23 protein-coding genes are annotated in these 22,381 nt (G+C 64.9%); 19 read left to right on the top strand and 4 right to left on the bottom strand.

From position 1 onward, the window contains the following. Positions 1-61: 61 nt before the first annotated feature. The 13 genes from dprA (at position 62) to FIU91_RS14210 (ending at position 11,422) form a co-directional block, all read left to right on the top strand. The gene (gene dprA / locus FIU91_RS14265; protein ID WP_152462974.1) at positions 62-1,216 is read left to right on the top strand and encodes a DNA-processing protein DprA; all 1,155 of its coding nucleotides are present in this window, start codon (positions 62-64) and stop codon (positions 1,214-1,216) included. 120 nt (positions 1,217-1,336) lie between these two features. Next, complete coding sequence (locus FIU91_RS19475) at positions 1,337-1,510, top strand: hypothetical protein (protein ID WP_172975016.1); 174 nt, start codon at positions 1,337-1,339, stop codon at positions 1,508-1,510. Between the two features lie 199 nt (positions 1,511-1,709). After that, a complete protein-coding gene (gene topA / locus FIU91_RS14260; protein WP_152462973.1) occupies positions 1,710-4,280 on the top strand; it encodes a type I DNA topoisomerase in 2,571 nt (856 codons plus the stop codon). Positions 4,281-4,427: 147 nt separating this feature from the next. After that, positions 4,428-5,126, top strand: coding sequence for a CoA transferase subunit A (locus tag FIU91_RS14255; RefSeq protein ID WP_093009506.1), 699 nt, complete (start codon positions 4,428-4,430; stop codon positions 5,124-5,126). Between the two features lie 4 nt (positions 5,127-5,130). Further along, the gene (locus tag FIU91_RS14250) at positions 5,131-6,189 is read left to right on the top strand and encodes a PAS domain-containing protein (RefSeq protein WP_245760178.1); all 1,059 of its coding nucleotides are present in this window, start codon (positions 5,131-5,133) and stop codon (positions 6,187-6,189) included. Between the two features lie 3 nt (positions 6,190-6,192). After that, positions 6,193-6,822 carry a 3-oxoacid CoA-transferase subunit B gene (locus FIU91_RS14245; RefSeq protein ID WP_093009505.1) on the top strand — a complete coding sequence of 210 codons (630 nt, stop codon included), beginning with the start codon at positions 6,193-6,195 and terminating at the stop codon, positions 6,820-6,822. Continuing rightward, on the top strand, positions 6,812-7,105 hold the full coding sequence (locus tag FIU91_RS14240; protein ID WP_254701969.1) for a GNAT family N-acetyltransferase: 294 nt from the start codon (positions 6,812-6,814) through the stop codon (positions 7,103-7,105). Before FIU91_RS14245 ends, FIU91_RS14240 begins: the two co-directional genes overlap by 11 nt. Before the next feature lie 4 nt (positions 7,106-7,109). Then, positions 7,110-8,012, top strand: a complete 903-nt coding sequence (locus FIU91_RS14235; RefSeq protein WP_152462971.1) for a carbon-nitrogen hydrolase family protein — start codon at positions 7,110-7,112, stop codon at positions 8,010-8,012. 84 nt (positions 8,013-8,096) lie between these two features. After that, positions 8,097-8,315, top strand: a complete 219-nt coding sequence (gene infA, locus FIU91_RS14230; protein WP_005978431.1) for a translation initiation factor IF-1 — start codon at positions 8,097-8,099, stop codon at positions 8,313-8,315. A 62-nt stretch (positions 8,316-8,377) separates the two neighbouring features. Further along, a complete protein-coding gene (locus FIU91_RS14225) occupies positions 8,378-8,959 on the top strand; it encodes a nucleoside triphosphate pyrophosphatase (RefSeq protein WP_152462970.1) in 582 nt (193 codons plus the stop codon). After that, positions 8,956-9,978: a ribonuclease E/G gene (locus FIU91_RS14220; protein ID WP_152462969.1), complete on the top strand. Its 1,023-nt coding sequence runs from the start codon at positions 8,956-8,958 to the stop codon at positions 9,976-9,978. Before FIU91_RS14225 ends, FIU91_RS14220 begins: the two co-directional genes overlap by 4 nt. Then, entirely contained in the window at positions 9,975-10,175 is a 201-nt protein-coding gene (locus FIU91_RS14215) for a DNA gyrase inhibitor YacG (protein WP_093009500.1), read from the top strand. Before FIU91_RS14220 ends, FIU91_RS14215 begins: the two co-directional genes overlap by 4 nt. Beyond that, positions 10,175-11,422, top strand: a complete 1,248-nt coding sequence (locus tag FIU91_RS14210) for an aminotransferase class V-fold PLP-dependent enzyme (protein ID WP_254702113.1) — start codon at positions 10,175-10,177, stop codon at positions 11,420-11,422. The genes FIU91_RS14215 and FIU91_RS14210 overlap by 1 nt, the downstream gene beginning before the upstream one ends. Before the next feature lie 9 nt (positions 11,423-11,431). Here the strand turns inward: FIU91_RS14210 and glmS are convergent, their stop codons facing one another. Beyond that, complete coding sequence (gene glmS, locus FIU91_RS14205; RefSeq protein WP_152462967.1) at positions 11,432-13,249, bottom strand: glutamine--fructose-6-phosphate transaminase (isomerizing); 1,818 nt, start codon at positions 13,247-13,249, stop codon at positions 11,432-11,434. Further along, on the bottom strand, positions 13,249-14,604 hold the full coding sequence (glmU, locus tag FIU91_RS14200) for a bifunctional UDP-N-acetylglucosamine diphosphorylase/glucosamine-1-phosphate N-acetyltransferase GlmU (protein WP_152462966.1): 1,356 nt from the start codon (positions 14,602-14,604) through the stop codon (positions 13,249-13,251). The genes glmS and glmU overlap by 1 nt, the downstream gene beginning before the upstream one ends. Positions 14,605-14,710: 106 nt before the next feature. Here glmU and FIU91_RS14195 point away from each other — a divergent pair, with 106 nt between their 5' ends. Next, positions 14,711-15,376, top strand: coding sequence for an HAD-IA family hydrolase (locus FIU91_RS14195; protein WP_152462965.1), 666 nt, complete (start codon positions 14,711-14,713; stop codon positions 15,374-15,376). A gap of 32 nt (positions 15,377-15,408) precedes the next feature. After that, positions 15,409-16,605, top strand: a complete 1,197-nt coding sequence (locus tag FIU91_RS14190) for a DegT/DnrJ/EryC1/StrS aminotransferase family protein (protein WP_152462964.1) — start codon at positions 15,409-15,411, stop codon at positions 16,603-16,605. A 9-nt stretch (positions 16,606-16,614) separates the two neighbouring features. Here FIU91_RS14190 and FIU91_RS14185 read toward each other — a convergent pair whose 3' ends face one another. Continuing rightward, positions 16,615-17,067, bottom strand: coding sequence for a CreA family protein (locus tag FIU91_RS14185; protein WP_152462963.1), 453 nt, complete (start codon positions 17,065-17,067; stop codon positions 16,615-16,617). Positions 17,068-17,081: 14 nt separating this feature from the next. Continuing rightward, positions 17,082-17,552, bottom strand: coding sequence for a pyridoxamine 5'-phosphate oxidase family protein (locus tag FIU91_RS14180; protein ID WP_093009493.1), 471 nt, complete (start codon positions 17,550-17,552; stop codon positions 17,082-17,084). 138 nt (positions 17,553-17,690) lie between these two features. Here FIU91_RS14180 and FIU91_RS14175 point away from each other — a divergent pair, with 138 nt between their 5' ends. From FIU91_RS14175 to FIU91_RS14160, 4 genes are read left to right on the top strand one after another with little or no spacing between them, the layout of a single operon-like run. Further along, positions 17,691-18,854, top strand: a complete 1,164-nt coding sequence (locus FIU91_RS14175) for an isovaleryl-CoA dehydrogenase (RefSeq protein WP_152462962.1) — start codon at positions 17,691-17,693, stop codon at positions 18,852-18,854. After that, positions 18,854-19,174 (top strand): hypothetical protein, encoded by a 321-nt coding sequence (locus FIU91_RS14170; RefSeq protein ID WP_152462961.1) that lies wholly within the window; start codon positions 18,854-18,856, stop codon positions 19,172-19,174. The genes FIU91_RS14175 and FIU91_RS14170 overlap by 1 nt, the downstream gene beginning before the upstream one ends. 4 nt (positions 19,175-19,178) lie before the next feature. After that, positions 19,179-20,738: an AMP-binding protein gene (locus FIU91_RS14165; RefSeq protein ID WP_152462960.1), complete on the top strand. Its 1,560-nt coding sequence runs from the start codon at positions 19,179-19,181 to the stop codon at positions 20,736-20,738. After that, the gene (locus tag FIU91_RS14160; protein ID WP_152462959.1) at positions 20,735-22,339 is read left to right on the top strand and encodes a carboxyl transferase domain-containing protein; all 1,605 of its coding nucleotides are present in this window, start codon (positions 20,735-20,737) and stop codon (positions 22,337-22,339) included. Before FIU91_RS14165 ends, FIU91_RS14160 begins: the two co-directional genes overlap by 4 nt. Positions 22,340-22,381 lie beyond the last annotated feature (42 nt).

Here is a 22,381-nt window from a genome sequence, read left to right as displayed (position 1 = left end):
TTAACCAGCTTTTAACCCTCGGCGCGCTACTCCTTGCTCAGCAAGCAGACGGGGTTGGCGAATGGCCGAGGAATCACCTTCTTCCACTCACCCCCTACTCCCACCCAGGACGGAAGACGACCGTTTCGACTGGCTCCGTCTCTTGCGCTCGCGGCGTGTCGGGGTGGCGACCTTCTACCGCCTCATGGCCGAACACGGGACTGCACGCGCCGCACTGGGCGCATTGCCCGAGATCGCCGCCAAGGCCGGGGTCTCCGGCTACGAGGTCTGCCCCGAACGTATCGTCGCCGCTGAAATGAAGCTGGCCCGCACTCATCGCGCCCGGCTCATCTGCCGGGGCGAGGCCGAGTATCCCGAAGCGCTCTGCGATCTTTCCGACGCACCGCCGCTTTTCTGGGCGGTGGGCGATCCGGCTTGCCTCGCACGTCCGATGATCGCCGTGGTCGGTGCACGCAACGCCTCGTCGCTTGGTCTGCGTATGGCGCGCGCGCTTGCCGCGGGGCTGGGCGAGGCGGGCTACGTCATGGTCTCCGGTCTTGCGCGCGGCATCGATGCGGAGGCCCACAAGGCGACGCTGAAAACCGGCACGATCGGCGTGATGGGCGGCGGCGTCGATGTGCTTTACCCGCAGGAGAACGCCCAACTCGCGCAGGACATACCCAGCGCGGGCGGCTTGCGGATCAGCGAGCAGGCGATGGGGCTGGCGCCGCAGGCGCGGCACTTTCCCGCGCGCAACCGCCTCATCTCGGGCCTTGCCCGCGCTGTCGTCGTGGTGGAAGCGGCGGCGAAGTCGGGCTCCCTGATCACCGCGCGCACCGCGCTCGACCAAGGGCGCGAGGTGCTGGCTGTTCCGGGCCATCCGTTCGATGCGCGGGCCGCGGGATGCAACATGCTTATCCGGGACGGCGCGGCCCTGGTACGCGGGCCGGAGGATGTGATCGAGGCGATCTCGGCGATGCCGACCGGCGAGAGAGCGCCCGCCGCGCAGGAACGGCAGTCTGCGCCACGGCAAATGAAGCCGGCCCAGCTCGATCCCGGCACCTTGGATCTCCACCGGCAGATCCTGTCCCGGCTTGGCCCCTCTCCTGTTACCGAGGATCAGCTATTGAGGGATCTCGCGCGCCCCGCCGGTCAGGTCGCACCGATCCTCACAGATCTCGAACTGGAGGGCCGGGTCAGGCGCGCGCCAGGCGGGTTCCTGGCGCTTGTCGGGTAGGCCGACGTTACAAAGGCGCAACAGCGAAATCGTGAATCTTCTTGATCGGTTGTGTTCATTGGCTAGGTTTTTCAGGTGAGAATGACGGTCAACCTTTGCCTAAACGATAAGGATTTTATCATGAGACTGCCCCGTATCGCGCTTCTGGCGCTCCCGCTGACGCTTCTGGCTGCTTGCGGCGGCGGAGAATTCTATGCCGTCGAACTCGCCTACGATCCGATCCTCGCCAAGGACGGCACCGTGGTCGAGCCCGACTGGACCGTGGTGAACACCTATCCGGTCGAGGAAGACTGAACTCCAATCGCGTCGCATCCCGACGCGAGGAAAGGTCCGGTGCCGTCGCGGCGTCGGGCCTTTTTTCGTGCAACGCGGCAGGTTCTGAGAGCGCGGGTCCGAGACGTCGCCGATTTCCCGGCTTGATTGACAATCACATCTTGCACCACACATGCTGCCCGGCCATATCGCCTGCAGTTTTAAAGAAGGTCCGTTCCAGATGCCTGTTGTCGTTGTCGAGTCCCCGGCCAAAGCCAAGACGATCAACAAGTACCTGGGATCCGACTACACGGTGCTCGCCTCTTACGGACACGTGCGAGACCTGCCTCCGAAAGACGGCTCGGTCGATACCGAGCACGATTTCGACATGACCTGGGAAGTCGCGAGCGATTCCAAGAAGCACGTGAAGGCCATCGCGGACGCGCTGGCGACCGACAATTCCCTCATCCTCGCCACTGACCCCGATCGAGAAGGCGAGGCGATCTCGTGGCATCTCAAGGAGGCGCTGACCAAACGCCGCTCGATCAAGAAGGACACGGCGGTTAGCCGCGTGACCTTCAACGCGATCACCAAGCAAGCGGTGACCGAGGCGATGCAGAACCCGCGCGAGATCGACGCGCCGCTCGTCGAGGCGTATCTCGCGCGCCGGGCGCTCGATTATCTCGTGGGGTTCAATCTCTCTCCGGTGCTCTGGCGGAAACTGCCGGGCGCGCGCTCGGCTGGCCGCGTTCAGTCGGTCTGCCTGCGTCTCGTCGTCGAGCGCGAAATGGAGATCGAGGCATTCCGCGCCCGTGAATACTGGTCGGTCAAGGCTCTGCTCGCGACACCGCGCGGCCAGGAATATGAGGCGCGGCTGACCACGCTCGCCGGCAAGAAGCTCGACCGCTACGATCTCGAGAACGAGACGCAGGCCGAGATGGCCGTTCAGGCGATCACGTCGCGCGATCTGAAGATCACTTCGGTCGAAGCGAAACCCGCAAGCCGCAACCCCTCCGCGCCCTTCATGACTTCGACGCTCCAGCAGGAGGCGAGCCGCAAATTCGGCATGGGCGCGAAGATGTGCATGTCGACCGCGCAGCGGCTCTACGAGGCCGGTCACATCACCTACATGCGGACCGACGGGATCGACATGGCCGCCGAAGCCGTTCACTCGGCGCGGGATGCGATCAAGGATCGCTACGGCGCGGAATACGTCCCCTCCAGCCCGCGCATGTACAAGAACAAGGCAAAGAACGCCCAGGAAGCGCACGAGTGCATCCGACCGACCGACATGACCAAGGACGCCGGCAGTCTTGGCCTTCGCGACGCGGATCAGAAGAAGCTCTACGACCTGATCTGGAAGCGCACGCTCGCCTGTCAGATGGAGGCTGCACGGCTCGAACGCACCACGGTCGAGATCGGCAGCCAGGACCAGCAGGTGGGCCTGCGCGCCACCGGACAGGTCGTCCTGTTCGACGGCTTCCTGCGCGTCTACGAAGAGGGCCGGGACGATGTCGTCGATGACGACGACAAGCGCCTGCCGCAGATTTCCGAAGGCGAGACCGCCGAGAAGCGCGGCGTCACCCCCGAGCAGCACTTCACCCAGCCGCCGCCGCGCTATACCGAGGCGACGCTCGTCAAGAAGATGGAAGAGCTCGGGATCGGCCGGCCTTCGACCTATGCCTCCGTGATCTCGACGATCCAGGACCGAGAATATGTCCGCAAGGACAAGAATCGGCTCTTTCCCGAGGACAAGGGCCGGATCGTGACGATCTTCCTTCTGAACTTCTTCAAGCGATACGTGGAATACGATTTCACCGCCGCGCTCGAGGAAGAGCTGGATGACGTCTCCGCCGGACAGCGCGACTACAAGGAGCTTCTGTCGAAGTTCTGGCGCGATTTCTCCGCCGCGATCGCGGAGACGTCCGAGCTTCGCATCGCCGAGGTGCTGGACGTGCTCGACGACGCGCTGGCGCCGCAGCTTTATCCCCCGAAAGAGGGTGGCTCTGATCCGCGCATCTGCCCGCTCTGCGGCGAGGGGCAGCTGCATCTCAAGACATCGCGTTCGGGCGGCTTCGTGGGCTGCTCGCGCTATCCCGAATGCCGCTATACGCGCCCCATCGGCGGTGACGCGGCGGAGCAAGGCGACCGCATTCTCGGCGAGGATAACGGCGACGAGATTTCCTTGCGCTCGGGCCGGTTCGGACCTTACGTCCAGCGCGGCGAGGTGACCGAAGAGAACAAGAAGCCGCCGCGCGCCTCCCTGCCGAAGGGATGGTCGCCGGACGACATGGATCTCGAAAAGGCGCTGACGCTTCTGTCGCTACCGCGCGAGGTCGGCAAGCATCCCGAGGATGGCGAGCCCATCGAAGCCGGGATCGGGCGGTATGGCCCGTTCGTGAAGCACAACAAGCTCTACGCGAACCTCAAGGAGGTCGACGAGGTCTTCGAGATCGGCATCAACCGGGCGGTCGATGTGCTGGCCGAAAAGGCTGCCAAGCGCGGCGGCGGTCGGGCAGCAGCCAAGCCGCTGAAAGAGCTTGGCGAGCATCCCGAGGACGGCGGTCCGGTCAACGTCATGGACGGGCGCTACGGCCCCTACATCAAATGGGAAAAGGTCAACGCGACCCTGCCCAAGGATGTCGAACCTGACGCCGTGACGATGGAGATGGCGGTCGAGCTTATCGCGGAGAAGCAGGCCAAGAAGGGCGGCAAGAAGAAAGCCGCTCCCAAGAAGGCTGCCGCGAAAAAGCCGGCGACCAAGAAACCCGCCGCCAAGAAATCGACCGCGAAGTCCGCCGCGAAGAAATAATGCTCATGCCCACGGTCATGGCCGAGGGTTCACAGCATTCGATAATGCAGCGCGCCTTGGCCGAGCGGCGGCGGGCCTGCTCGCATTGACTCTCTTTCGGTGGAGCGCCAAAACTCCCACACAACACGGCTCGGAGGGATGACAGAGATGCAGAAAATCTACGGATCCGCGGCGGAAGCGCTTGATGGGCTATTGCATGACGGCATGCTGATCGCGGCCGGCGGTTTCGGTCTCTGCGGCATTCCCGAGCTGCTTCTCTCGGCGATCCGCGATGCGGGCGTGAAGGATCTGACCTTCGCCTCGAACAATGCGGGCGTTGACGATTTCGGCATCGGCATCCTTTTGCAGACCAAGCAGGTCAGAAAGATGATGTCGTCTTATGTTGGCGAGAATGCCGAATTTATGCGCCAGTATCTCTCCGAGGAACTCGAGCTCGAATTCAACCCGCAAGGCACGCTCGCCGAGCGGATGCGCGCAGGCGGCGCGGGGATTCCGGGCTTCTACACCAAGACCGGTGTCGGCACCCAGATCGCCGAGGGCAAGGAACACAAGGAATTCGACGGCGAGACCTACATTCTCGAGCGTGGGATCTTCGCCGATCTGTCTATCGTGAAGGCTTGGAAGGCCGACACGACCGGCAATTGTATTTTTCGCAAGACCGCGCGCAATTTCAATCCGCCGGCGGCCATGTGCGGCAAGGTCTGCGTCATGGAAGTCGAAGAGATCGTCGAGCCGGGCGAACTCGACCCCGATCACATTCATCTGCCGGGCGTCTACGTGCATCGCATCATCCAGGGCGAGCATGAAAAGCGCATCGAGAAGCTGACCACGCGGTCGGCAGCCTGATTTGGTGAGCGGGGCCCAGACCACGTCTCGCAACCTCAGCGCGGTTCTGGACGACAGGGCCGCCCTGGCGGGATTCGCGCGCCTTTCGGTCGCAATGGTCATCACCAACCCCAATGCGCCCGACAATCCGATCGTCTACGTGAACGAGGCGTTCGAGCGTGTCACGGGCTACAACCGCTCTTCGGTGATCGGGCGGAACTGCCGCTTCCTGCAGGGTCAACGCACCCGCAAGGAAGACGTGGATCGGGTCCGGGCCGCCGTGGAGAATGGTCGCGACGTCTCGGTCGACATTCTGAACTACCGCGCGTCCGGAGAGCCTTTCACGAACCGTCTGGTGATCGCGCCGATCACCAATGACGACGGCAAGCCGCTCTATTTCCTCGGTCTTCAGAAAGAGCTGCGCGATCCCGCGCATTCGCACGAGCATCTGGACCGGTCCTTCGAGGTGATCCGCTCGCGCGTTCAGGAAGACCTGTCTTTGATCCTCGCGTCGATCTCGCATCCCAATCCGGGCCGCAGCCAGGTCGACCCGGTGCATGAGATCGAGGCCTTGCCGCGCCGGCTCGACTGCCTGCAACTCGTCTACGAGGAGCTGCAGGCTTCCGAATTGTCGGGCGGTGACAGCCAGATCGATTTCGGCTCGCTGATGACGCGGGTCGCCGCGAACGTGACCTATAACGAAAGCCGCCCCGGCATCCGGTTTTCCCAACAACTCGAGAGATTGCATGTCAGCCTCGATGCTTCCGTGCGGCTGAGCCTCGTTCTCTCCGAGGCGCTCTCGAACGCGTTCAGCCATGCCTTTGACGGGCTCGACAGCGGGTATATCGAACTCCGGGCGACGCAGCTTGCGGCGGGCGGCTTGCGGTTCCTGATCGCCGATGACGGCGTCGGCATCCCGCAGAATATCAACTGGCCCTCGACGACGACGGTGGGCGGACGGCTGATTTCGTCCCTCTTGGACGGCCTCGATGCAACCATCAACGTCGTGCGGGGCGCGGCTGGAACGATCGTCATGATCGACGTGCCGATGGACCCCTACGATACGCTTCAGGAAGGAAAGTGACACATGCCTTGGGATCGTGAGCAGATGGCGGCCCGCGCCGCGCAGGAGCTGGAAGACGGCACCTATGTCAATCTCGGCATCGGCATCCCGACGCTCGTGCCGAATTACATCCCCGAAGGCGTTAACGTCACCCTGCAATCGGAGAACGGCATGCTCGGGATGGGGCCTTTCCCGGTTGAGGGAGAAGCCGATCCCGACCTTATCAACGCCGGCAAGCAGACGATCACCGAGCTGCCGCACACCTCCTATTTCGACAGCGCGACCTCCTTCGGCATGATCCGGGGCGGCAAGATCGCGATGGCGATCCTCGGCGCGATGGAAGTCGCCGAGAACGGCGATCTCGCGAACTGGATGATCCCGGGCAAGCTCGTGAAGGGCATGGGCGGCGCGATGGACCTCGTTGCGGGAGTGCAGCGGGTCGTCGTGGTGATGGATCACCAGAACAAGGCCGGCGAGTCCAAGCTGCTGAAGGAATGCACGCTGCCGCTGACCGGTACCGGCGTCGTCAATCGCGTCATCACCAATCTCGGTGTTCTGGACGTGGTCGAGGGCGGGCTGAAGATCGTCGAGACCGCGGATGGCGTCAGCGAGGACGATATCCGCGCCGCAACCGAAGCCACCATTGTCAACTGAGTTCGACATCACCCGCGAGGTCGAGGGCAGCCGCGGCCGCTACGTGATCCGCCGGAACGGCGCGGAGGCGGAGCTGACCTATTCGATCTCCTCGCCGACGCTCATCATCGCCGACCACACGGGAGTGCCGGACGCGATGCGCGGGACCGGGGCAGGGCAGGCGCTGGTCGAACGGCTCGTCGCGGATGCGCGCGCCGAGGGCGTGAAGATCGTGCCCCTTTGTCCGTTCGTGAACGCGCAGCGTCGCCGCCATCCCGACTGGGCGGACGCCTTCCAGGTCTGACGAAATGACATTCAAAGTCGCCACCGCCGCCTATCCGCTCGATATCCTGCCGAACTGGGCGGCATACGAGGCCAAGCTCTCGTCCTGGGTGGCGGACGCAGCCGGGCAAGGCGCGGACCTGCTTGTCTTTCCCGAATACGGCGCGATGGAGCTTGCAACGCTGGCGGGGCTCGATGTTGCGGGCGATCTCGAGAAGTCGCTTCACGCCGTCTCGGACCGGATGCCCGAGGCGAATGCCCTGCACGCCGAACTGGCGGCTCGCCACGGGGTCCACATTCTTGGCGCTTCCGCGACGGTGTTCGATACCGAGATCGGGAAGCGCCCGGTCAACCGCGCATGGCTCTTCACGCCCGATGACATGTCGGGGCACCAGGACAAGCAGATCATGACGCGCTTCGAGCGCGAGGATTGGGGCGTCGTGGGCGGCGGGCCGCTGCGGCTCTTCGAGACAGCGCTGGGCAAGATCGGTATCCTCATCTGCTATGACAGCGAATATCCCCTTCTGGGCCGGGCGTTGTCGGAGGCCGAGATCCTGCTCGTGCCCTCCTGCACCGAGGCGCGGGCCGGGTATTCGCGGGTCCGTATCGGTGCGATGGCGCGCGCGCTCGAGGCGCAATGCGTGAGCGTGATGTCCTCGACGGTGGGCGATGCGGCCTGGTCGGAGGCGGTGGATACCAATTGCGGGGCGGGCGGCGTCTTCGGTCCGCCCGATACCGGCTTTCCGGCGACAGGCGTTCTGGCCGAAGGCACGCTCGACGCGGCCGGTTGGACCTTCGCGGAGATCGACGTGGACGCGATCACTCATGTCCGGGCCGATGGCGGAGTTCTCAACCGGGCCCATTGGAATGACCAGGCAGGACGCGACGGCGCGCCCGCCCGGATTGACCTGCGCCATATTGGCCCTTGAAAAAGCGCCCGAACCGGACCATTTACATGCATCGCATGACCGGGGGCAGCCTCTTTCGTGCAAAGACGCAATTCAGGAGAGACCATGGCCAAGGAAGATACGCTCGAATTTCCCGGTGTCGTGAAGGAACTCCTGCCGAATGCGACGTTCCGGGTCGAGCTTGAAAACGGCCATGAGATCATCGCACACACGGCAGGCAAGATGCGCAAGAACCGCATCCGCGTTCTGGCTGGCGACAAGGTTCAGGTAGAAATGACGCCCTACGATCTGACGAAGGGCCGGATCAACTACCGCTTCAAGTAAGCTGCGGCGACGCAGGCGAAACGGGGGCCTTCGGGCCCCTCTTTCATGTCGGGAGCAGGGATATGGCACTCATTCTGGGATCGGGAAGCCCGCGCCGGCGCGATCTGCTGGCCGAGCTGGGGCTCGTGGCCGACGACGTGCGCCCGCCCGATATCGACGAAACGCCCCGCAAGGGTGAGTTGCCGCGTCCTTACTGTATTCGCATGGCGCGCGAAAAGGCCGAGGCTGTGACGGCCGAGGCGGAGGACGTGGTGCTCTCCGCCGATACCACCGTCGCGATTGGGCGGCGAATCCTCGGCAAGCCCGAAGATGCCGGCGAGGCCGAGGCCTTCCTCAGAGCCATGTCCGGACGCCGACACCGCGTCATTACCGCTGTCGCCGTGCGGCGCGGGACGGAGCTTTGGGAGCGGGACGTGATCACGCAAGTGAAGATGAAGCGGCTCTCCGAAGAGGAAATTCAGGGCTATCTCGCAACCGGCGATTGGCAGGGAAAAGCGGGCGGATATGGCATCCAGGGGCCGGCGGGGGCGTTGATCCCGTGGATCTCCGGCTCATTCACAGCGGTCGTGGGGCTGCCGCTTGCCGAGACCGCGCAACTTCTGGCAGCCGCGGGCATACCCGTCTGGAAAGGACGCAGATCATGAAAGGCGCAACCATCGTTCTGGGCGAGATCGCGGGCCGCGAGACGGCCGCGCTGATGAAGGACGGAAAGCTCGACGATCTGTTCGTGGCCCATGACGGCCCGGTGCCGGGCGCGATCTACCGCGCCGTGGCGGGACGGCCGATGAAAGGGCAGGGCGGCATCTTCCTCGAGACGCCGGACGGACCGGTCTATCTGCGCCAGATCAAGGGCATCTCTCCCGGCGAGACACTCCTTGTGCAGGTCACGAGCCATGCCGAGCCGGGCAAGGCGGTTCCGGTGACGCACAAGATCCTTTTCAAGAGCCGTTATGCCATCGTGACGCCGGAAGCGCCGGGGCTCAATGTCTCGCGGCAGATCAAGGACGACGATCTGCGCGATGCGCTTCTCGAGATCGCGCACGAATTGATGGAGGGCTCGGAATACGGGCTGATCCTGCGCTCGTCGTGCGACGGTGCAGATGAGGCCGCCATCGCGGAGGATATCGCAGAGATGCGTACGCTGGCCGAGAGCGTGATGGCGGACAAGAGCCGGGGGGCCGAGCTTCTGGTCGAAGGCGACGGCCCGGAAGCGCGGGCGTGGCGGGAATGGACGGTGCCAGCGAGTGTTGAGCGCGGGTCCGAACCTCTGGAAGCAACGGGCGCGCTCGAGGCGATCGAGGCGCTGTCCTCGCCCATCGTGCCCTTGGGCGGCGGTGCGAGCATGGCAGTCGAGGAGACGCGGGCGCTCGTCGCGGTCGACGTGAATACCGGCGGGGATACCTCCCCCGCAGCCGGGCTCAAAGCCACGATCGCCGCGCTGCGTGACCTGCCGCGTCAGCTGCGCGTTCGCGGTCTGGGCGGCGTGATCGTCATCGACCCTGCGCCCTTCCCCAAGAAAGAGCGCCGGCAAATCGAGCAGGTCTTGCGCGCCGCGCTCCGGGCTGATCCGGTAGAGACGAATTTCGTCGGCTGGACGCCGATGGGGAATATCGAGCTGCAACGCAAGCGCGACCGGATCGCGCTGACGGAGATCCTGCGATGAGCTGTCCGATCTGCAAAAACGAGACGGATCCGAAATACCGCCCGTTCTGTTCGCGGCGCTGCGCGGATGTGGATCTGTCCAAATGGTTCTCCGGCAGCTACGCGGTTCCGTCGGACAATCCCGAAGATATCGAAGAAGCGGTCGATCAGGCGCTTCGGGCCCGCGCGACGGGCGAGGACGGGGAGAGCACGCATTGATCTTGGAAACCAACGACCAGCTTATCGCGCAGGTGCGCGAACGGTTTGCTCATGTCGACACCTGTCCTTTCACCGGCCCGCGCATCTTTTTCGAGAATGCGGGCGGGGCGCTGACCTTGAAAAGCGTCGTGGAAACGTCCGGCGCCTATGCCGCGATTCCCGACAACCAGGGCCGCGCGAACCCGGCAAGCGCTGCTCTTCAGGCGGTGATCGACAAGGCCCGCGCCGATGTGCGGCGCTTGTTCAACGCGGCCGGCGGCGCGGTGATCGTCGGCGAAAGCGGCACCGAGCTTCTCTTCCGGCTCGTTCGCGAGACCTGTCTCGGGGCACCCGAAGGCGGCTCGGTGATCGGATCGTCGGTCGAGCATCCGGCGTCACGGTCTGCCCTGCGCCGATGGGCCTCCGAGACTGGGAGGCCCTATGTCGAGGTGCCGCATGACAGCGATACTGGCGGTGTCTCTGCGGACGATTATGCCCGGCTCGTGACCCCCGAGACGCGTGTTGCGACCATCCTGCATACGTCGCCCGTGACGGGGATCGGCAACGATATCGCGTCCATCGCGGCGGCGATCCGCAAAACCGCGCCCGAGGCTTTCATCATCGTAGACGGGATCCAGCACGCCTGCCACGGCGGCATCGACCTGTCGGCGGCGGACGTCGATGGCTACGTGATCTCGCCCTACAAGGTGTTCTCGCGGCACGGTTATGGCGTCGCCTGGGCGTCGGACCGGCTGGCCGCTCTCGGCCATGACACACTGATCGGCGGTCCGGGCGGTTGGGAGTTGGGCACCCGCGACACCGGGGCTTATGCGACGATGTCCGATGTCGTTTCCTATTTCGACTGGCTCGGCGGCGAGGTTTCAGACTACATCGATCCCCGTGCCCGGCTCGAAGCTGCGGCAGAGGCGATCCGGGGGCAGGAGCAGATGCTCTGCAACGCGGCGCTTTACGGGACCGACAACCTGCGCGGTCTTGCCGAGATGGAGGGGGTCACGGTGATCGGCGGGCCGGAGAATGCCCGACGCGAGGGACTTGTGACCTTCGCTCATGCGACCGTTCCGGCTGCCGATATTGTCGATGCGTTGAATGCCGAAGGCATCCGGACGCATATCCGCAAGGCCGACCATTACTCGGGGAACATCCTCGATCCGCTCGGTATCGAGGCGGCGGTGCGGGTGTCGTTCTGTCACTACAACACCCGCGCCGAAGTGGCCGCGTTCCTGTCGGCCCTGACCCGTATTCTCTGACCGCGCGGTCTACTCGACCGTCACCGACTTGGCGAGGTTGCGCGGCTGATCCACATCCGTGCCCTTCGCCACAGCGCCGTGATAGGCTAGAAGCTGTGCGGGCAGGGCGTAGAGAAGGGGCGCGAGCATCTCGGGCACTTCCGGCAGGATGATCGTGCGCCAGACCTCGGAGCCCGCTGCCGCGGCACCTGCTGCATCGGTCACGAGAAGAACGTTCCCGCCGCGCGCCATCACTTCCTGCATGTTCGACACCGTCTTGTCGAAAAGCGAGTCGCGCGGAGCCATGACCACAACGGGCACGCTTGCGTCGATCAGCGCGATGGGGCCGTGCTTGAGTTCGCCCGACGCGTAGGCCTCAGCGTGGACATAGCTGATTTCCTTGAGCTTCAGCGCACCCTCGAGCGCAAGCGGATACATCAGTCCGCGCCCGAGAAAGAGCACATCGCGCGCCTCGACCATGTCGCGGGCGGCGTCGGCGATGATCTCGTCGCGCTCGAGAGCGACATTGAAGATGCCGGGCAGGCTGCGCAGGTCCGCAAGATGTTGGGCTTTTTCTTTGGCGGTGATCCGACCACGCTGGAAGGCCGCCTCGATCGCCATGAGCAGGAGGACGTTGAGCTGAGAGGTGAACGCCTTGGTCGATGCGACACCGACCTCGACGCCCGCATGGATCGGCAGCGCCAGATCGCTTTCCCGCGCGATGGAGCTTTCATCGACGTTAACCACCGACAAGATGCGATCGGCCTTGTCCCGGCAATAGCGCAGCGCGGCCAGCGTGTCCGCGGTCTCTCCGGACTGGCTGACGAAGAGGGCCGTGGTACCGCTCGTGATCGGAGGCTCGCGGTACCGGAACTCGGAGGCGATATCGACCTCGACGGGCAACCCGGCGAGGCGCTCGAACCAGTATTTCGCCGTAAGGCACGCGTAATAGGCCGTGCCGCAGGCCACCATCGTCAGGCGCTCGGTGCCCGTGAAATCGAGCCCGGCCTCGCCGAAATCGATGTCGTCGCCGTCGAGATAGGCGCTGAGGGCTCCGGCGAGGACGGTCGGCTGCTCGGCGATCTCCTTCGCCATGAAGTGCCGGTAGCCCGCCTTGTCGACCCGTGTGGCGGCGATATTGACCTTCTTGACCGGGCGATTGGCGAGGTTGCCCGCTTCGTCCCGGATCTCACAAGTGGTGCGGGTCAGGATCGCGCGGTCGCCCTCGTCAAGATAAGTGATCTGATCGGTCAGCGAGGCCAGCGCGATCGCGTCGGACCCCACGAAGACCTCGCCGTCGCCATGCCCGATGGCGAGCGGGCTTCCTTTGCGGGCTGCGATCATCAGATCTTCCTGACCGTCAAAGAGGAACACGAGGGCGAACGCCCCTTCGAGCCGCGACAGCGTCTTCTCGGCGGCTTCGACGTGATTGAGGCCCGCGGCGATGTAACTCTGGCAGAGATGCGCGACGGTTTCAGTGTCCGTCTCGGTCGAGAATTCGTATCCCGCGCCGGTCAGCTCTTCGCGCAGTTCTCGGTAATTCTCGATGATGCCGTTATGCACGACCGCGACGGGGCCGGCCTTGTGGGGATGCGCGTTGACTTCGGTGGGAGAGCCATGCGTCGCCCAGCGTGTATGTCCGATGCCGGACTTGCCGGGCAGGGGGTTGTGGACCAGAAGGTCCGAAAGGTTCACAAGCTTGCCCACGGCGCGGCGGCGGTCAAGATGGCCGTCATGCACGGTTGCAATGCCCGCGCTGTCATAGCCGCGATATTCGAGTCGGCGTAGCGCCTCGACCAGAACCGGCGCGACCTCGTGCTTGCCGAGTACGCCAACAATCCCGCACATCAGGATGCACCTTCTGTCAATTTGCGTTTCTTGGCGCGCAGCATGTCCATCAGCTTGCGGCCATATCCTGTCTTCGTCTCCTGCCGCGCACGGCCCAGCGCGAGAGCGCCATCGGGCACGTCGGCGGTGATGACCGACCCCGAGCCCGTCAGCGCCTCGTCGCCGACGCGCACGGGCGCGACCAGCATCGTGTTCGATCCAATGAAGGCCCGCGCGCCGATCTCGGTGCGGTGCTTGAATACGCCATCGTAATTGCAGGTGATCGTGCCCGCGCCGATATTGGCCGCCTCGCCGATATCGGCGTCGCCGATGTAGCTCAGGTGATTGGCCTTGGCGCCCTCGCCAAGATACGCGTTCTTGATCTCGACGAAATTGCCGACATGCACGTCCTCGGCGAGTTCCGCTCCCGGGCGCAGGCGGGCATAGGGGCCGACCACGGCCCCGCGCGAGACATGCGCGCCTTCGAGATGGCTGAAGGCACGGATGCGCGCCCCGGATTCGACTGTGACGCCCGGTCCGAAGACGACGTTGGGCTCGATCTCCGCGTCGCGCCCAATCGTCGTGTCAAAGCTCAGGAAGACGGTGTTTGGGGCCTGCATGGTCACGCCGTTGCCGGTCAGCTCGGCACGGGCGCGGGTCTGGAAGATCGCCTCGGCGCGGGCCAGCTCGGCGCGGGAATTGATACCCAGCGTTTCCGCCTCCGGGCAGGTCACGACCGTCGCCGTCAGCCCATCCTCGCGTGCGAGACCGACGATGTCGGTGAGGTAATATTCGCCCGACGCGTTGTCGTTGCCGATCTTGCCGATCAGCTCGAACAGGGTCTTGCGATCCGCGGCGATCACGCCCGAATTGCACAAGGTGATGGCGCGCTCGGCCTCGCTGGCATCCTTGTACTCGACGATCTTGTCGAGCCGATCCCCTTCGGCCACGAGCCGGCCGTAGCGCGCGGGGTCCGCAGCTTCGAAGCCCAGAACCACGATATCAGCGCGGCTGCGGGCGACCGCCATGTCTTCCAACGTCTCATGGCTGATGAAGGGCGTGTCGCCGTAGAGAACGATCACGTCGCCCTCGAAATCGGCCAGTGCCTCCCGCGCCTGATCGACCGCATGGCCCGTGCCGTTCTGCTCGGACTGGATTACGGCGGTGCAATCCGGGTCGTAATCCTGCGCCGCCTTCGTCACCGCTTCGGCGCCGTGGCCTGCGACGACGATGATCCGCTCCGGCGAGAGGCTCGATCCGGCTTGCATGGCATGGTGCAGCATCGGCGCGCCGCCGATCTTGTGCAGCACTTTCGGCAGGTCCGATTCCATCCGCGTGCCTTTCCCGGCGGCGAGAATGACCAGGGCAATGCTCATTGAAAATCTCTTTGCTTTAACGTCGGGCCCGTTTTAACCGCTCATGCCAAGGTAGCAAGGCGATACGGATCACGGCATGTGTCCGGCTGTGACAAGGAGCAGGGCAATGCGAAGCGTGATATTCGATCTCGACGGAACGCTGGCCGATACCAGCGGCGATCTCATCGCGGCGGCCAATCTGTGCCTCTCCGAGATGGGGGCGACGACGCGGCTCGATCCGCAGATGGACGCGCGCACGGCGTTTCGCGGGGCGCGCGCCATGCTGAAGCTCGGGCTCGAACGCGAAGGCGCATATTCCCCGGACACGGTCGAGACATGGTATCCCCGGCTCCTCGAGGCGTATGGGGCGGATATTTCACGGCACACCACGCTCTATCCCGGCGCGATGGAGGCAGTGGCGGCGCTATCTGCGAGCGGGTTTCGCGTGGGCATCTGCACGAACAAGCCCGAGGGGTTGGCCGAGCAGCTTCTTGCCGATCTCGGGATCCGCGACGCTTTTGCCTCCATGATCGGCGCGGACACGCTGCCGGTCCGCAAGCCCGATCCCGAGCCCTTGCGCGAAGCGATCCGGCGCGCGGGCGGCACTGAGACCCGCGCGGTATTGGTCGGTGACACCGAGACAGACCGCGAAACCGCGCGCGCCGCGGGCCTTGCCTCTGTTCTCGTGGGCTTCGGGCCGGAAGGTTCGGGGATCGCGCGACTCAAGCCTGAGGCGATCATCGGCCATTACGACGAATTGCACGGCGTCGCTCTGCGGCTTCTCGGCGATTGACGGGGCGCGCGTTTCCGCGTGTTCTGAGCGCCATGAGCGAGACTTTCCACGGCAATTTCACCCAGCAGGAAGCGATCCCGGAAGAGGGAATCGCCGCCGCACTCGACGTTCTTCGCCACGGGCGGCTGCACCGCTACAACCTGGCCGAGGGAGAGCTGGGCGAGACCGCGCTTCTCGAGCAGGATTTCGCGGCCCTGACGGGCGCGCGCTATTGTCTCGCGGTTGCCTCTGGCGGCTACGGTTTGGGCGCGGCGCTGCGGGCGACAGGCGTCGGGCCCGGCGATGCGGTCCTGACCAACGCCTTCACGCTTGCGCCCGTACCCGGAGCCATCGCGGCGCTCGGTGCGCGCCCGGTTTTCGTTGAGACGACCGAGGATCTGGTCATCGACCTTGACGATCTCGAGGCCAAGGCCGCCGATGCGCGGGTCTTGATGCTGTCGCATATGCGCGGACATATCGCCGATATGGACCGCGTGACCGAGCTCTGCCGCACCAAGGGTCTGACACTCATCGAGGATTGCGCGCACACGATGGGGGCCCATTGGAACGGGGTGCCCTCTGGACGGCACGGAGCGATCGGCTGCTATTCCACCCAGACCTACAAGCACGTGAATTCCGGCGAAGGTGGTCTTTTGGTGACGGACGACGCGGACCTCGCAGCGCGGATGATTCTCCTGTCGGGCTCGTACATGCTTTATGAGCGGCATCTCGCCGCGCCGCCGAAGGAGGTGTTCGAGGAGCTGCGTCTCGACGTGCCGAACGTCTCGGGCCGGATGGACAACCTGCGGGCGGCGATCCTGCGCCCGCAGCTCTCGCGGCTGGCGGAGCGGGCCGAGGCATGGAACGCAAGGTACCGGGCGCTCGAGGCGGGGATCTGGGGCGCGCCAGGCATATCGCTGCCGCACCGGCCCGACGCTGAGGGGTTCGTCGCGTCGTCCTTCCAGTTTCTCGCGCTTGACTGGCCACCAGAGAAGGCGGCGGAGCTCGTCGCGCGTGCCGGTGCGCGCGGTGTCGAGATGAAGTGGTTCGGCGCGGAGGATCCCGTCGCCTTCACGTCGCGCTACGCGCACTGGCGCTATGCGGCCCCGATGGCGCTGCCACGCACGGACAGGGTGCTTGCGGGTCTGTTCGATTTGCGTCTGCCACTGACCTTTTCAGAAGAGGATTGCCGCCTTATCGCGCGTATCCTGCGCGAAGAGATAGAGGCGCTCGCGGATCGGGCCGCCTGACCCGCCGCTTCATTCCGGCGAGTAGAGAGGCACGGTGGAGATTGCGACTTTCGCCGAGCCATCGGTCAGTTCCGCCGCATGTGCGACGTAAACTAGGGTCTGGTTGGCTTCGTCCCAGATACGTTTGACGCGCAATGATTTCAGAATGATGGACCGCGAGGTGCGGAAGACGTCCTCTCCGCTCGGGCTGCGGTCGATCTCGCCGATCTCGATGGGTCCGGTCTGGCGGCAGGCGATGGATGCGTTCGACGGATCCTCGAACCAGTTGCCCTTGGACAGCCGGTCGATCAGCCCTCGGTCGAAATAGGCGATGTGGCAGGTCACGCCTGCCACATCTGGGTCCGAGATTGCCTCGACGATGATATCGTTGCCCACCCAGTCGACGCCGATCTCGCCGATCTCCTCGGCAGCGAGCGGAGTTGCCGCCAGGGAGAGGGATAAGGCGGCAAGCCGGGTGAACATGCGACAAGCTCCGATCAGAACGCGACCCGGCCATGCTGACCGGCGTCAGGGGTATCCTTCGTCACGTTGGCCTTTGCAACTTCGTAAAGGAAGCCCATGCTTTTTGCGGTGGCCCAGATTTCTCCGTCATCGGGGGAAAAGCTGATGAGACGGATCGAATCGTCGTCGCGGCCGTCGGGGAACCAGGCTGCGACGGTCGCGTCCCAGATCTCGTCGAGCTTGTCGCTGTCGTCGACGATGGAAAGCTTGCCGTCGAGATTGGCAAAGAGGTTCGCCTTGGGATCGGCCACCTGGAAGGTCGCGACGTCACCGCCATGCGCGGCGCGGTCGGCGGCGGAGCCGCGTGGGCAGACAAACCAGATGACTTCGGCATCCTTGTCGGCATGGGGCGCCATCGGCACGGGGCGCTCGCCCGCGGCGGACAGAAGGCCCGCGGTCACATCGTCCATGCGTTTCCAGAAGGTCTGTTTCAGCTCGGTGCTCATTTGAAGAATCCTTTTCGAGTGAGGTTTCCCATGCAACCCTGCGCGGAGCGGCCGGGTTCCAGACCGATTGACGGAAGGGGATCTCTGGCCCTATAGATTTGAACAAGTGTTCAATAATGGCTTGGGAGGGCCGTCCTCATGTTCAACGCTGTCATGCGGTTCGATCTTGGTGAGGATGTCGACGCGCTGCGCGAGACCGTTCACGGCTGGGCGCAGGAGCGTGTGAAACCGATGGCCGCCGCGATCGACCGGGAGAACGCCTTTCCGAACGAGCTGTGGCGCGAGATGGGTGACCTTGGTCTTCTGGGTGTCACCGTCGAGGAGGAATATGGCGGCGCGGGCATGGGCTACCTGGCCCATACCGTCGCGATCGAGGAAGTCGCCCGCGCCTCGGCCTCCGTGTCACTGTCCTATGGCGCGCATTCCAATCTCTGCGTGAACCAGATCCGCCTCAACGGCACGGCCGAACAGCGCGCCGAATACCTGCCGCGTCTCGTCTCGGGCGAGCATGTGGGCGCGCTTGCCATGTCCGAGGCGGGATCCGGCTCGGACGTGGTATCGATGAGCCTCAAGGCCGACAAGCGCAATGACCGCTTCGTGCTGAACGGCAACAAGTACTGGATCACCAACGGCCCCGATGCCGATACGCTGGTCGTCTATGCCAAGACCGACCCGGACGCCGGCTCCAAGGGGATCACGGCGTTTCTTGTCCAGAAGGAGATGAAAGGCTTCTCCACCTCGCCGCATTTCGACAAGCTCGGCATGCGCGGGTCGAACACGGCGGAGCTGATCTTCGAGGACGTGGAAGTGCCGTTCGAGAACGTGCTCGGCGAGGAAGGGCGCGGCGTGCAGGTGCTGATGTCGGGCCTCGACTACGAGCGTGTCGTACTCGCCGGGATCGGGCTCGGCATCATGGCGGCCTGCCTCGACGAGATCATGCCCTATCTCGCGGAGAGGAAGCAGTTCGGAAAGCCGATCGGTTCGTTCCAGCTGATGCAGGGGAAGATCGCCGACATGTACACCGCCATGAATTCCGCCCGCGCTTATGTCTACGAGGTCGCGAAGGCTTGCGATGCGGGGCGCGTGACGCGCCAGGACGCGGCCGCTTGCTGTCTTTACGCCTCCGAGCAGGCGATGGTGCAGGCGCATCAGGCGGTCCAGGCGATGGGGGGCGCCGGCTTCATGAACGAGACGCCCGTCAGCCGCCTTTTCCGCGATGCCAAGCTGATGGAGATCGGCGCGGGCACGTCCGAGATCCGGCGTATGCTGGTCGGACGCGAGCTCATGGCCGCGATGGGGTGATGCCGGGATGGCTGCGTTTTCTTCCCTTCGCGCTTCTGGTCGCGATGGCCGCACTCGTCGGGTGGCGGCAGGGATGGATCGTGGCCAACGTAACCGAGACCCAAGTGATCGAAGCCTACGCGGAGCGGTACATGGCCGACCGGCAGGCGGCGGGCACCGGAGAGGGTGCCGCGCGATCGGACTGCCGGGCGCGACCTGCGCCCGAAGGGGCCGGGTGGCTCGTCGTGATCTGCGGGCCGAGCCCGCACGATCCGGCGCGGCACTACACCTACTATGTGAACCGCTCGGGCGGGCTCGAACGGCTGGTGGGGCCCGAGTGAAATGATGCTGCGTCGCCGCCCTTATGACGAGCTCTATGCCCGCTTTCGGTGGGATCTGCCGGACGAGCTGAACCTCGCGCACCAGGTGTGCGATGGCTGGGCGGCGACGGAGCCCGACCGGATCGCGATCATCGATCTCTCGGGCGGCGCGCGGCGCGGCATCACCTATGGCGAACTCTGGGATTTGTCCCGGCGTGTCGAAGCGGCGCTGATCGAGAAGGGCGTGATGCGCGGTGACCGGGTCGGCGTGCTTCTGTCGCAACGCCCGCTCTGCGCCGCGGCGCATATCGCGGCCTGGCGGCTTGGCGCGATTTCGGTGCCGCTGTTCACGCTGTTCCGCCGCGACGCGCTCGAGACCCGGATCGACGATAGCGGGCTTGGCGTGGTCGTGACCGATGAAGAGGGGCAGGAGCGCCTGAAGGGCTTCGGTCTGGGCATCGTCACCCGAGCGTCTCTGCCGCGCGAGCCGAAAGGCACGCAGGCGGGCGTGGCGACGGGGCCGGACGATGCGGCGGTCCTGATCTATACGAGCGGCACGACGGGGCGGCCCAAGGGCGCGCTGCACGGTCACCGTATCCTGACGGGGCACCTTCCGGGCGTCGAGATGAGCCATGATTTCCTCGGTCAGCGGGGTGATGTGCTTTGGACGCCTGCGGATTGGGCCTGGATCGGCGGGCTCTTCGACGTGCTGATGCCGGGGCTCGCCTTGGGCGTTCCGGTCGTCGCAGCGCGAATGGAGAAGTTCTCGGCGGAAGAATGCGTTCGAATTTGTAAAAACGCGGCGGTCCGTTGCGTCTTCTTTCCGCCGACCGTGTTGAGGATATTGAAGTCCGAGGGCGCGCGGATCGAGGGCCTGCGCTCGGTTGCGAGCGGCGGGGAACCTCTTGGCGCGGAGATGCTGGCCTGGGGGCGCGAGGCGCTGGGCGTGAGCATCAACGAGTTTTACGGCCAGACCGAATGCAACATGGTGGCCGCCTCCGCGAGCAGCCTTTTCAGCCCGAAACCGGGCTTCATCGGCCGCGCTGTTCCGGGCCATCGGCTTGCGGTGATCGACGAAAGTGGCGAGCCTTGCGAGGGTGAGGGCGACATCGCGGTAAAGCGAGGATCAGCGTCCATGATGCTGGAATACTGGCGAAATCCGCGGGCGACCGAAGCGAAGTTCCGCGGCCGGTGGCTGCTGACCGGGGATCGCGGCGTGATTGAGGATGGCTTCGTGCGGTTCGTGGGCCGCGAGGACGATGTCATCACTTCCTCGGGCTACCGGATCGGACCGGGCGAGATCGAGGATTGCCTGATGATGCACCCCGCCGTGGCCACGGTCGGCGTGGTTGGCAAACCCGATCCCGTGCGCGGCGAGGCGGTGAAAGCCTACGTGGTCCTTCGTGATCGCGAAGAGACGGACTCCCTTGTCGCCGAACTTAAGACATGGGTGAAGGAGCGGCTCGCAAGCCATTCCTACCCAAGGGAAATCACCTTCGTGGAGGCGCTGCCGATGACCGTGACCGGCAAGGTGATCCGCAAGGAGCTGAAAGCGCGGGCCGCGCGCGAAGGAGACGCGTCATGAAACTGCAATCCCAGGTCATGGCCGGATCGGCTGAATTCAAGGCGAACCGGCAGGCGCATCTCGACGCGCTGCACGTCGTCGAGGAGGCTGCCGCGCAGGCCGCGGAAGGTGGCGGTGCAAAGGCCCGGCAACGCCATATCGATCGTGGCAAGATCCTGCCGCGCGAGCGGGTGGCGACGCTGCTCGACCCAGGCTCGCCCTTCCTCGAAGTCGGAGCGACGGCAGCGCACGGACTCTATGACGGGGCCGCGCCGGCCGCTGGCGCCATTGCCGGGATCGGGCGCGTTGCGGGCCAGGAATGCATGGTGCTTGCGAACGACGCGACGGTGAAGGGCGGCACCTATTACCCGATGACCGTGAAAAAGCATCTGCGCGCCCAGGAAATCGCGGAGGAAAACCATCTGCCCTGCATCTACCTTGTGGATAGTGGTGGCGCGAACCTGCCAAACCAGGACGAGGTCTTTCCCGACCGCGATCATTTCGGGCGGATCTTCTACAACCAGGCGCGGATGAGCGCGAAGAATATCCCGCAAGTGGCCGTGGTCATGGGGTCATGTACCGCGGGCGGGGCCTATGTGCCCGCGATGTCGGATGTGACGATCATCGTGAAGGACCAGGGGACGATCTTCCTCGCGGGGCCGCCGCTCGTGAAAGCCGCGACCGGCGAGGAGGTCACGGCTGAAGACCTTGGTGGCGGCGACGTGCATACCCGGCTCTCGGGCGTCGCCGATTATCTGGCCGAAGACGATTATCACGCGCTGGAACTGGCACGGCGGGCCGTGGCTGGCTTCAACCGCACCAAGCCGGGCAGCGTGGTCTGGCAGAGCCCGGAAGAGCCCGCCTACGATCCCGAGGAGATCCTCGGCGCGGTGCCGGCGGATTTGCGGACGCCCTACGACATCCGCGAGGTCATCGCGCGAGTCGTTGACGGCTCACGGTTCGACGAGTTCAAGCCCCGCTTCGGCGATACGCTGGTCACGGGCTTCGCGCAGGTGAAGGGCTGCCCTGTCGGGATCGTGGCGAATAACGGCGTGCTGTTCTCCGAAGCCGCGCAGAAAGGCGCGCATTTCGTGGAGCTTTGCTCGCAGCGGAAGATCCCGCTCGTGTTCCTGCAGAACATCACCGGCTTCATGGTCGGGCGGCGCTACGAGAACGAAGGCATCGCCCGGCACGGGGCAAAGATGGTCACGGCGGTTGCGACGACCTCGGTGCCGAAGATCACCATGCTTGTCGGGGGCTCTTTCGGCGCGGGCAATTACGGCATGGCAGGGCGGGCCTACTCGCCGCGGTTTCTCTGGACCTGGCCCAACAGCCGGATCTCGGTGATGGGCGGCGAGCAGGCGGCAGGTGTTCTGGCCACCGTCAAGCGCGCGGCGATGGAGAAAGCCGGCGAGACCTGGTCCGAAGAAGAGGAGGCCGCCTTCAAGCGGCCAACGGTCGAGATGTTCGAGCGGCAATCGCATCCGCTTTATGCCTCTGCGCGCCTTTGGGATGACGGCATCGTCGATCCGCGCAAGACCCGCGACGTGCTCGCCCTGTCGCTGAGCGCGGCGCTTTGTGCGCCGATCGAGGAGACGCGCTTCGGCGTGTTCCGGATGTGATGGCGGCGCTTGAGACAGACCGGGTTCCGGCGGATAGCGCGG

The organism is Roseivivax sp. THAF30 (assembly GCF_009363575.1).
Classification (GTDB): domain Bacteria; phylum Pseudomonadota; class Alphaproteobacteria; order Rhodobacterales; family Rhodobacteraceae; genus Roseivivax; species Roseivivax halotolerans.
This window is presented reverse-complemented; position numbering and strand designations above follow the sequence as displayed.

Bases quoted from the DNA above. Each gene is read 5' to 3' on its own strand.
- topA (WP_152462973.1), top strand. From the start codon at position 1,710: ATGCCTGTTGTCGTTGTCGAGTCCCCGGCCAAAGCCAAGACGATCAAC.
- FIU91_RS14190 (WP_152462964.1), top strand. From the start codon at position 15,409: ATGAGCGAGACTTTCCACGGCAATTTCACCCAGCAGGAAGCGATCCCG.
- FIU91_RS14160 (WP_152462959.1), top strand. From the start codon at position 20,735: ATGAAACTGCAATCCCAGGTCATGGCCGGATCGGCTGAATTCAAGGCG.
- FIU91_RS14170 (WP_152462961.1), top strand. From the start codon at position 18,854: ATGCCGGGATGGCTGCGTTTTCTTCCCTTCGCGCTTCTGGTCGCGATG.
- FIU91_RS14255 (WP_093009506.1), top strand. From the start codon at position 4,428: ATGCAGAAAATCTACGGATCCGCGGCGGAAGCGCTTGATGGGCTATTG.
- FIU91_RS14195 (WP_152462965.1), top strand. From the start codon at position 14,711: ATGCGAAGCGTGATATTCGATCTCGACGGAACGCTGGCCGATACCAGC.
- infA (WP_005978431.1), top strand. From the start codon at position 8,097: ATGGCCAAGGAAGATACGCTCGAATTTCCCGGTGTCGTGAAGGAACTC.
- FIU91_RS14165 (WP_152462960.1), top strand. From the start codon at position 19,179: ATGCTGCGTCGCCGCCCTTATGACGAGCTCTATGCCCGCTTTCGGTGG.
- glmU (WP_152462966.1), bottom strand. From the start codon at position 14,604: ATGAGCATTGCCCTGGTCATTCTCGCCGCCGGGAAAGGCACGCGGATG.
- dprA (WP_152462974.1), top strand. From the start codon at position 62: ATGGCCGAGGAATCACCTTCTTCCACTCACCCCCTACTCCCACCCAGG.
- FIU91_RS19475 (WP_172975016.1), top strand. From the start codon at position 1,337: ATGAGACTGCCCCGTATCGCGCTTCTGGCGCTCCCGCTGACGCTTCTG.
- FIU91_RS14225 (WP_152462970.1), top strand. From the start codon at position 8,378: ATGGCACTCATTCTGGGATCGGGAAGCCCGCGCCGGCGCGATCTGCTG.
- glmS (WP_152462967.1), bottom strand. From the start codon at position 13,249: ATGTGCGGGATTGTTGGCGTACTCGGCAAGCACGAGGTCGCGCCGGTT.
- FIU91_RS14180 (WP_093009493.1), bottom strand. From the start codon at position 17,552: ATGAGCACCGAGCTGAAACAGACCTTCTGGAAACGCATGGACGATGTG.
- FIU91_RS14185 (WP_152462963.1), bottom strand. From the start codon at position 17,067: ATGTTCACCCGGCTTGCCGCCTTATCCCTCTCCCTGGCGGCAACTCCG.
- FIU91_RS14220 (WP_152462969.1), top strand. From the start codon at position 8,956: ATGAAAGGCGCAACCATCGTTCTGGGCGAGATCGCGGGCCGCGAGACG.
- FIU91_RS14175 (WP_152462962.1), top strand. From the start codon at position 17,691: ATGTTCAACGCTGTCATGCGGTTCGATCTTGGTGAGGATGTCGACGCG.
- FIU91_RS14245 (WP_093009505.1), top strand. From the start codon at position 6,193: ATGCCTTGGGATCGTGAGCAGATGGCGGCCCGCGCCGCGCAGGAGCTG.
- FIU91_RS14215 (WP_093009500.1), top strand. From the start codon at position 9,975: ATGAGCTGTCCGATCTGCAAAAACGAGACGGATCCGAAATACCGCCCG.
- FIU91_RS14235 (WP_152462971.1), top strand. From the start codon at position 7,110: ATGACATTCAAAGTCGCCACCGCCGCCTATCCGCTCGATATCCTGCCG.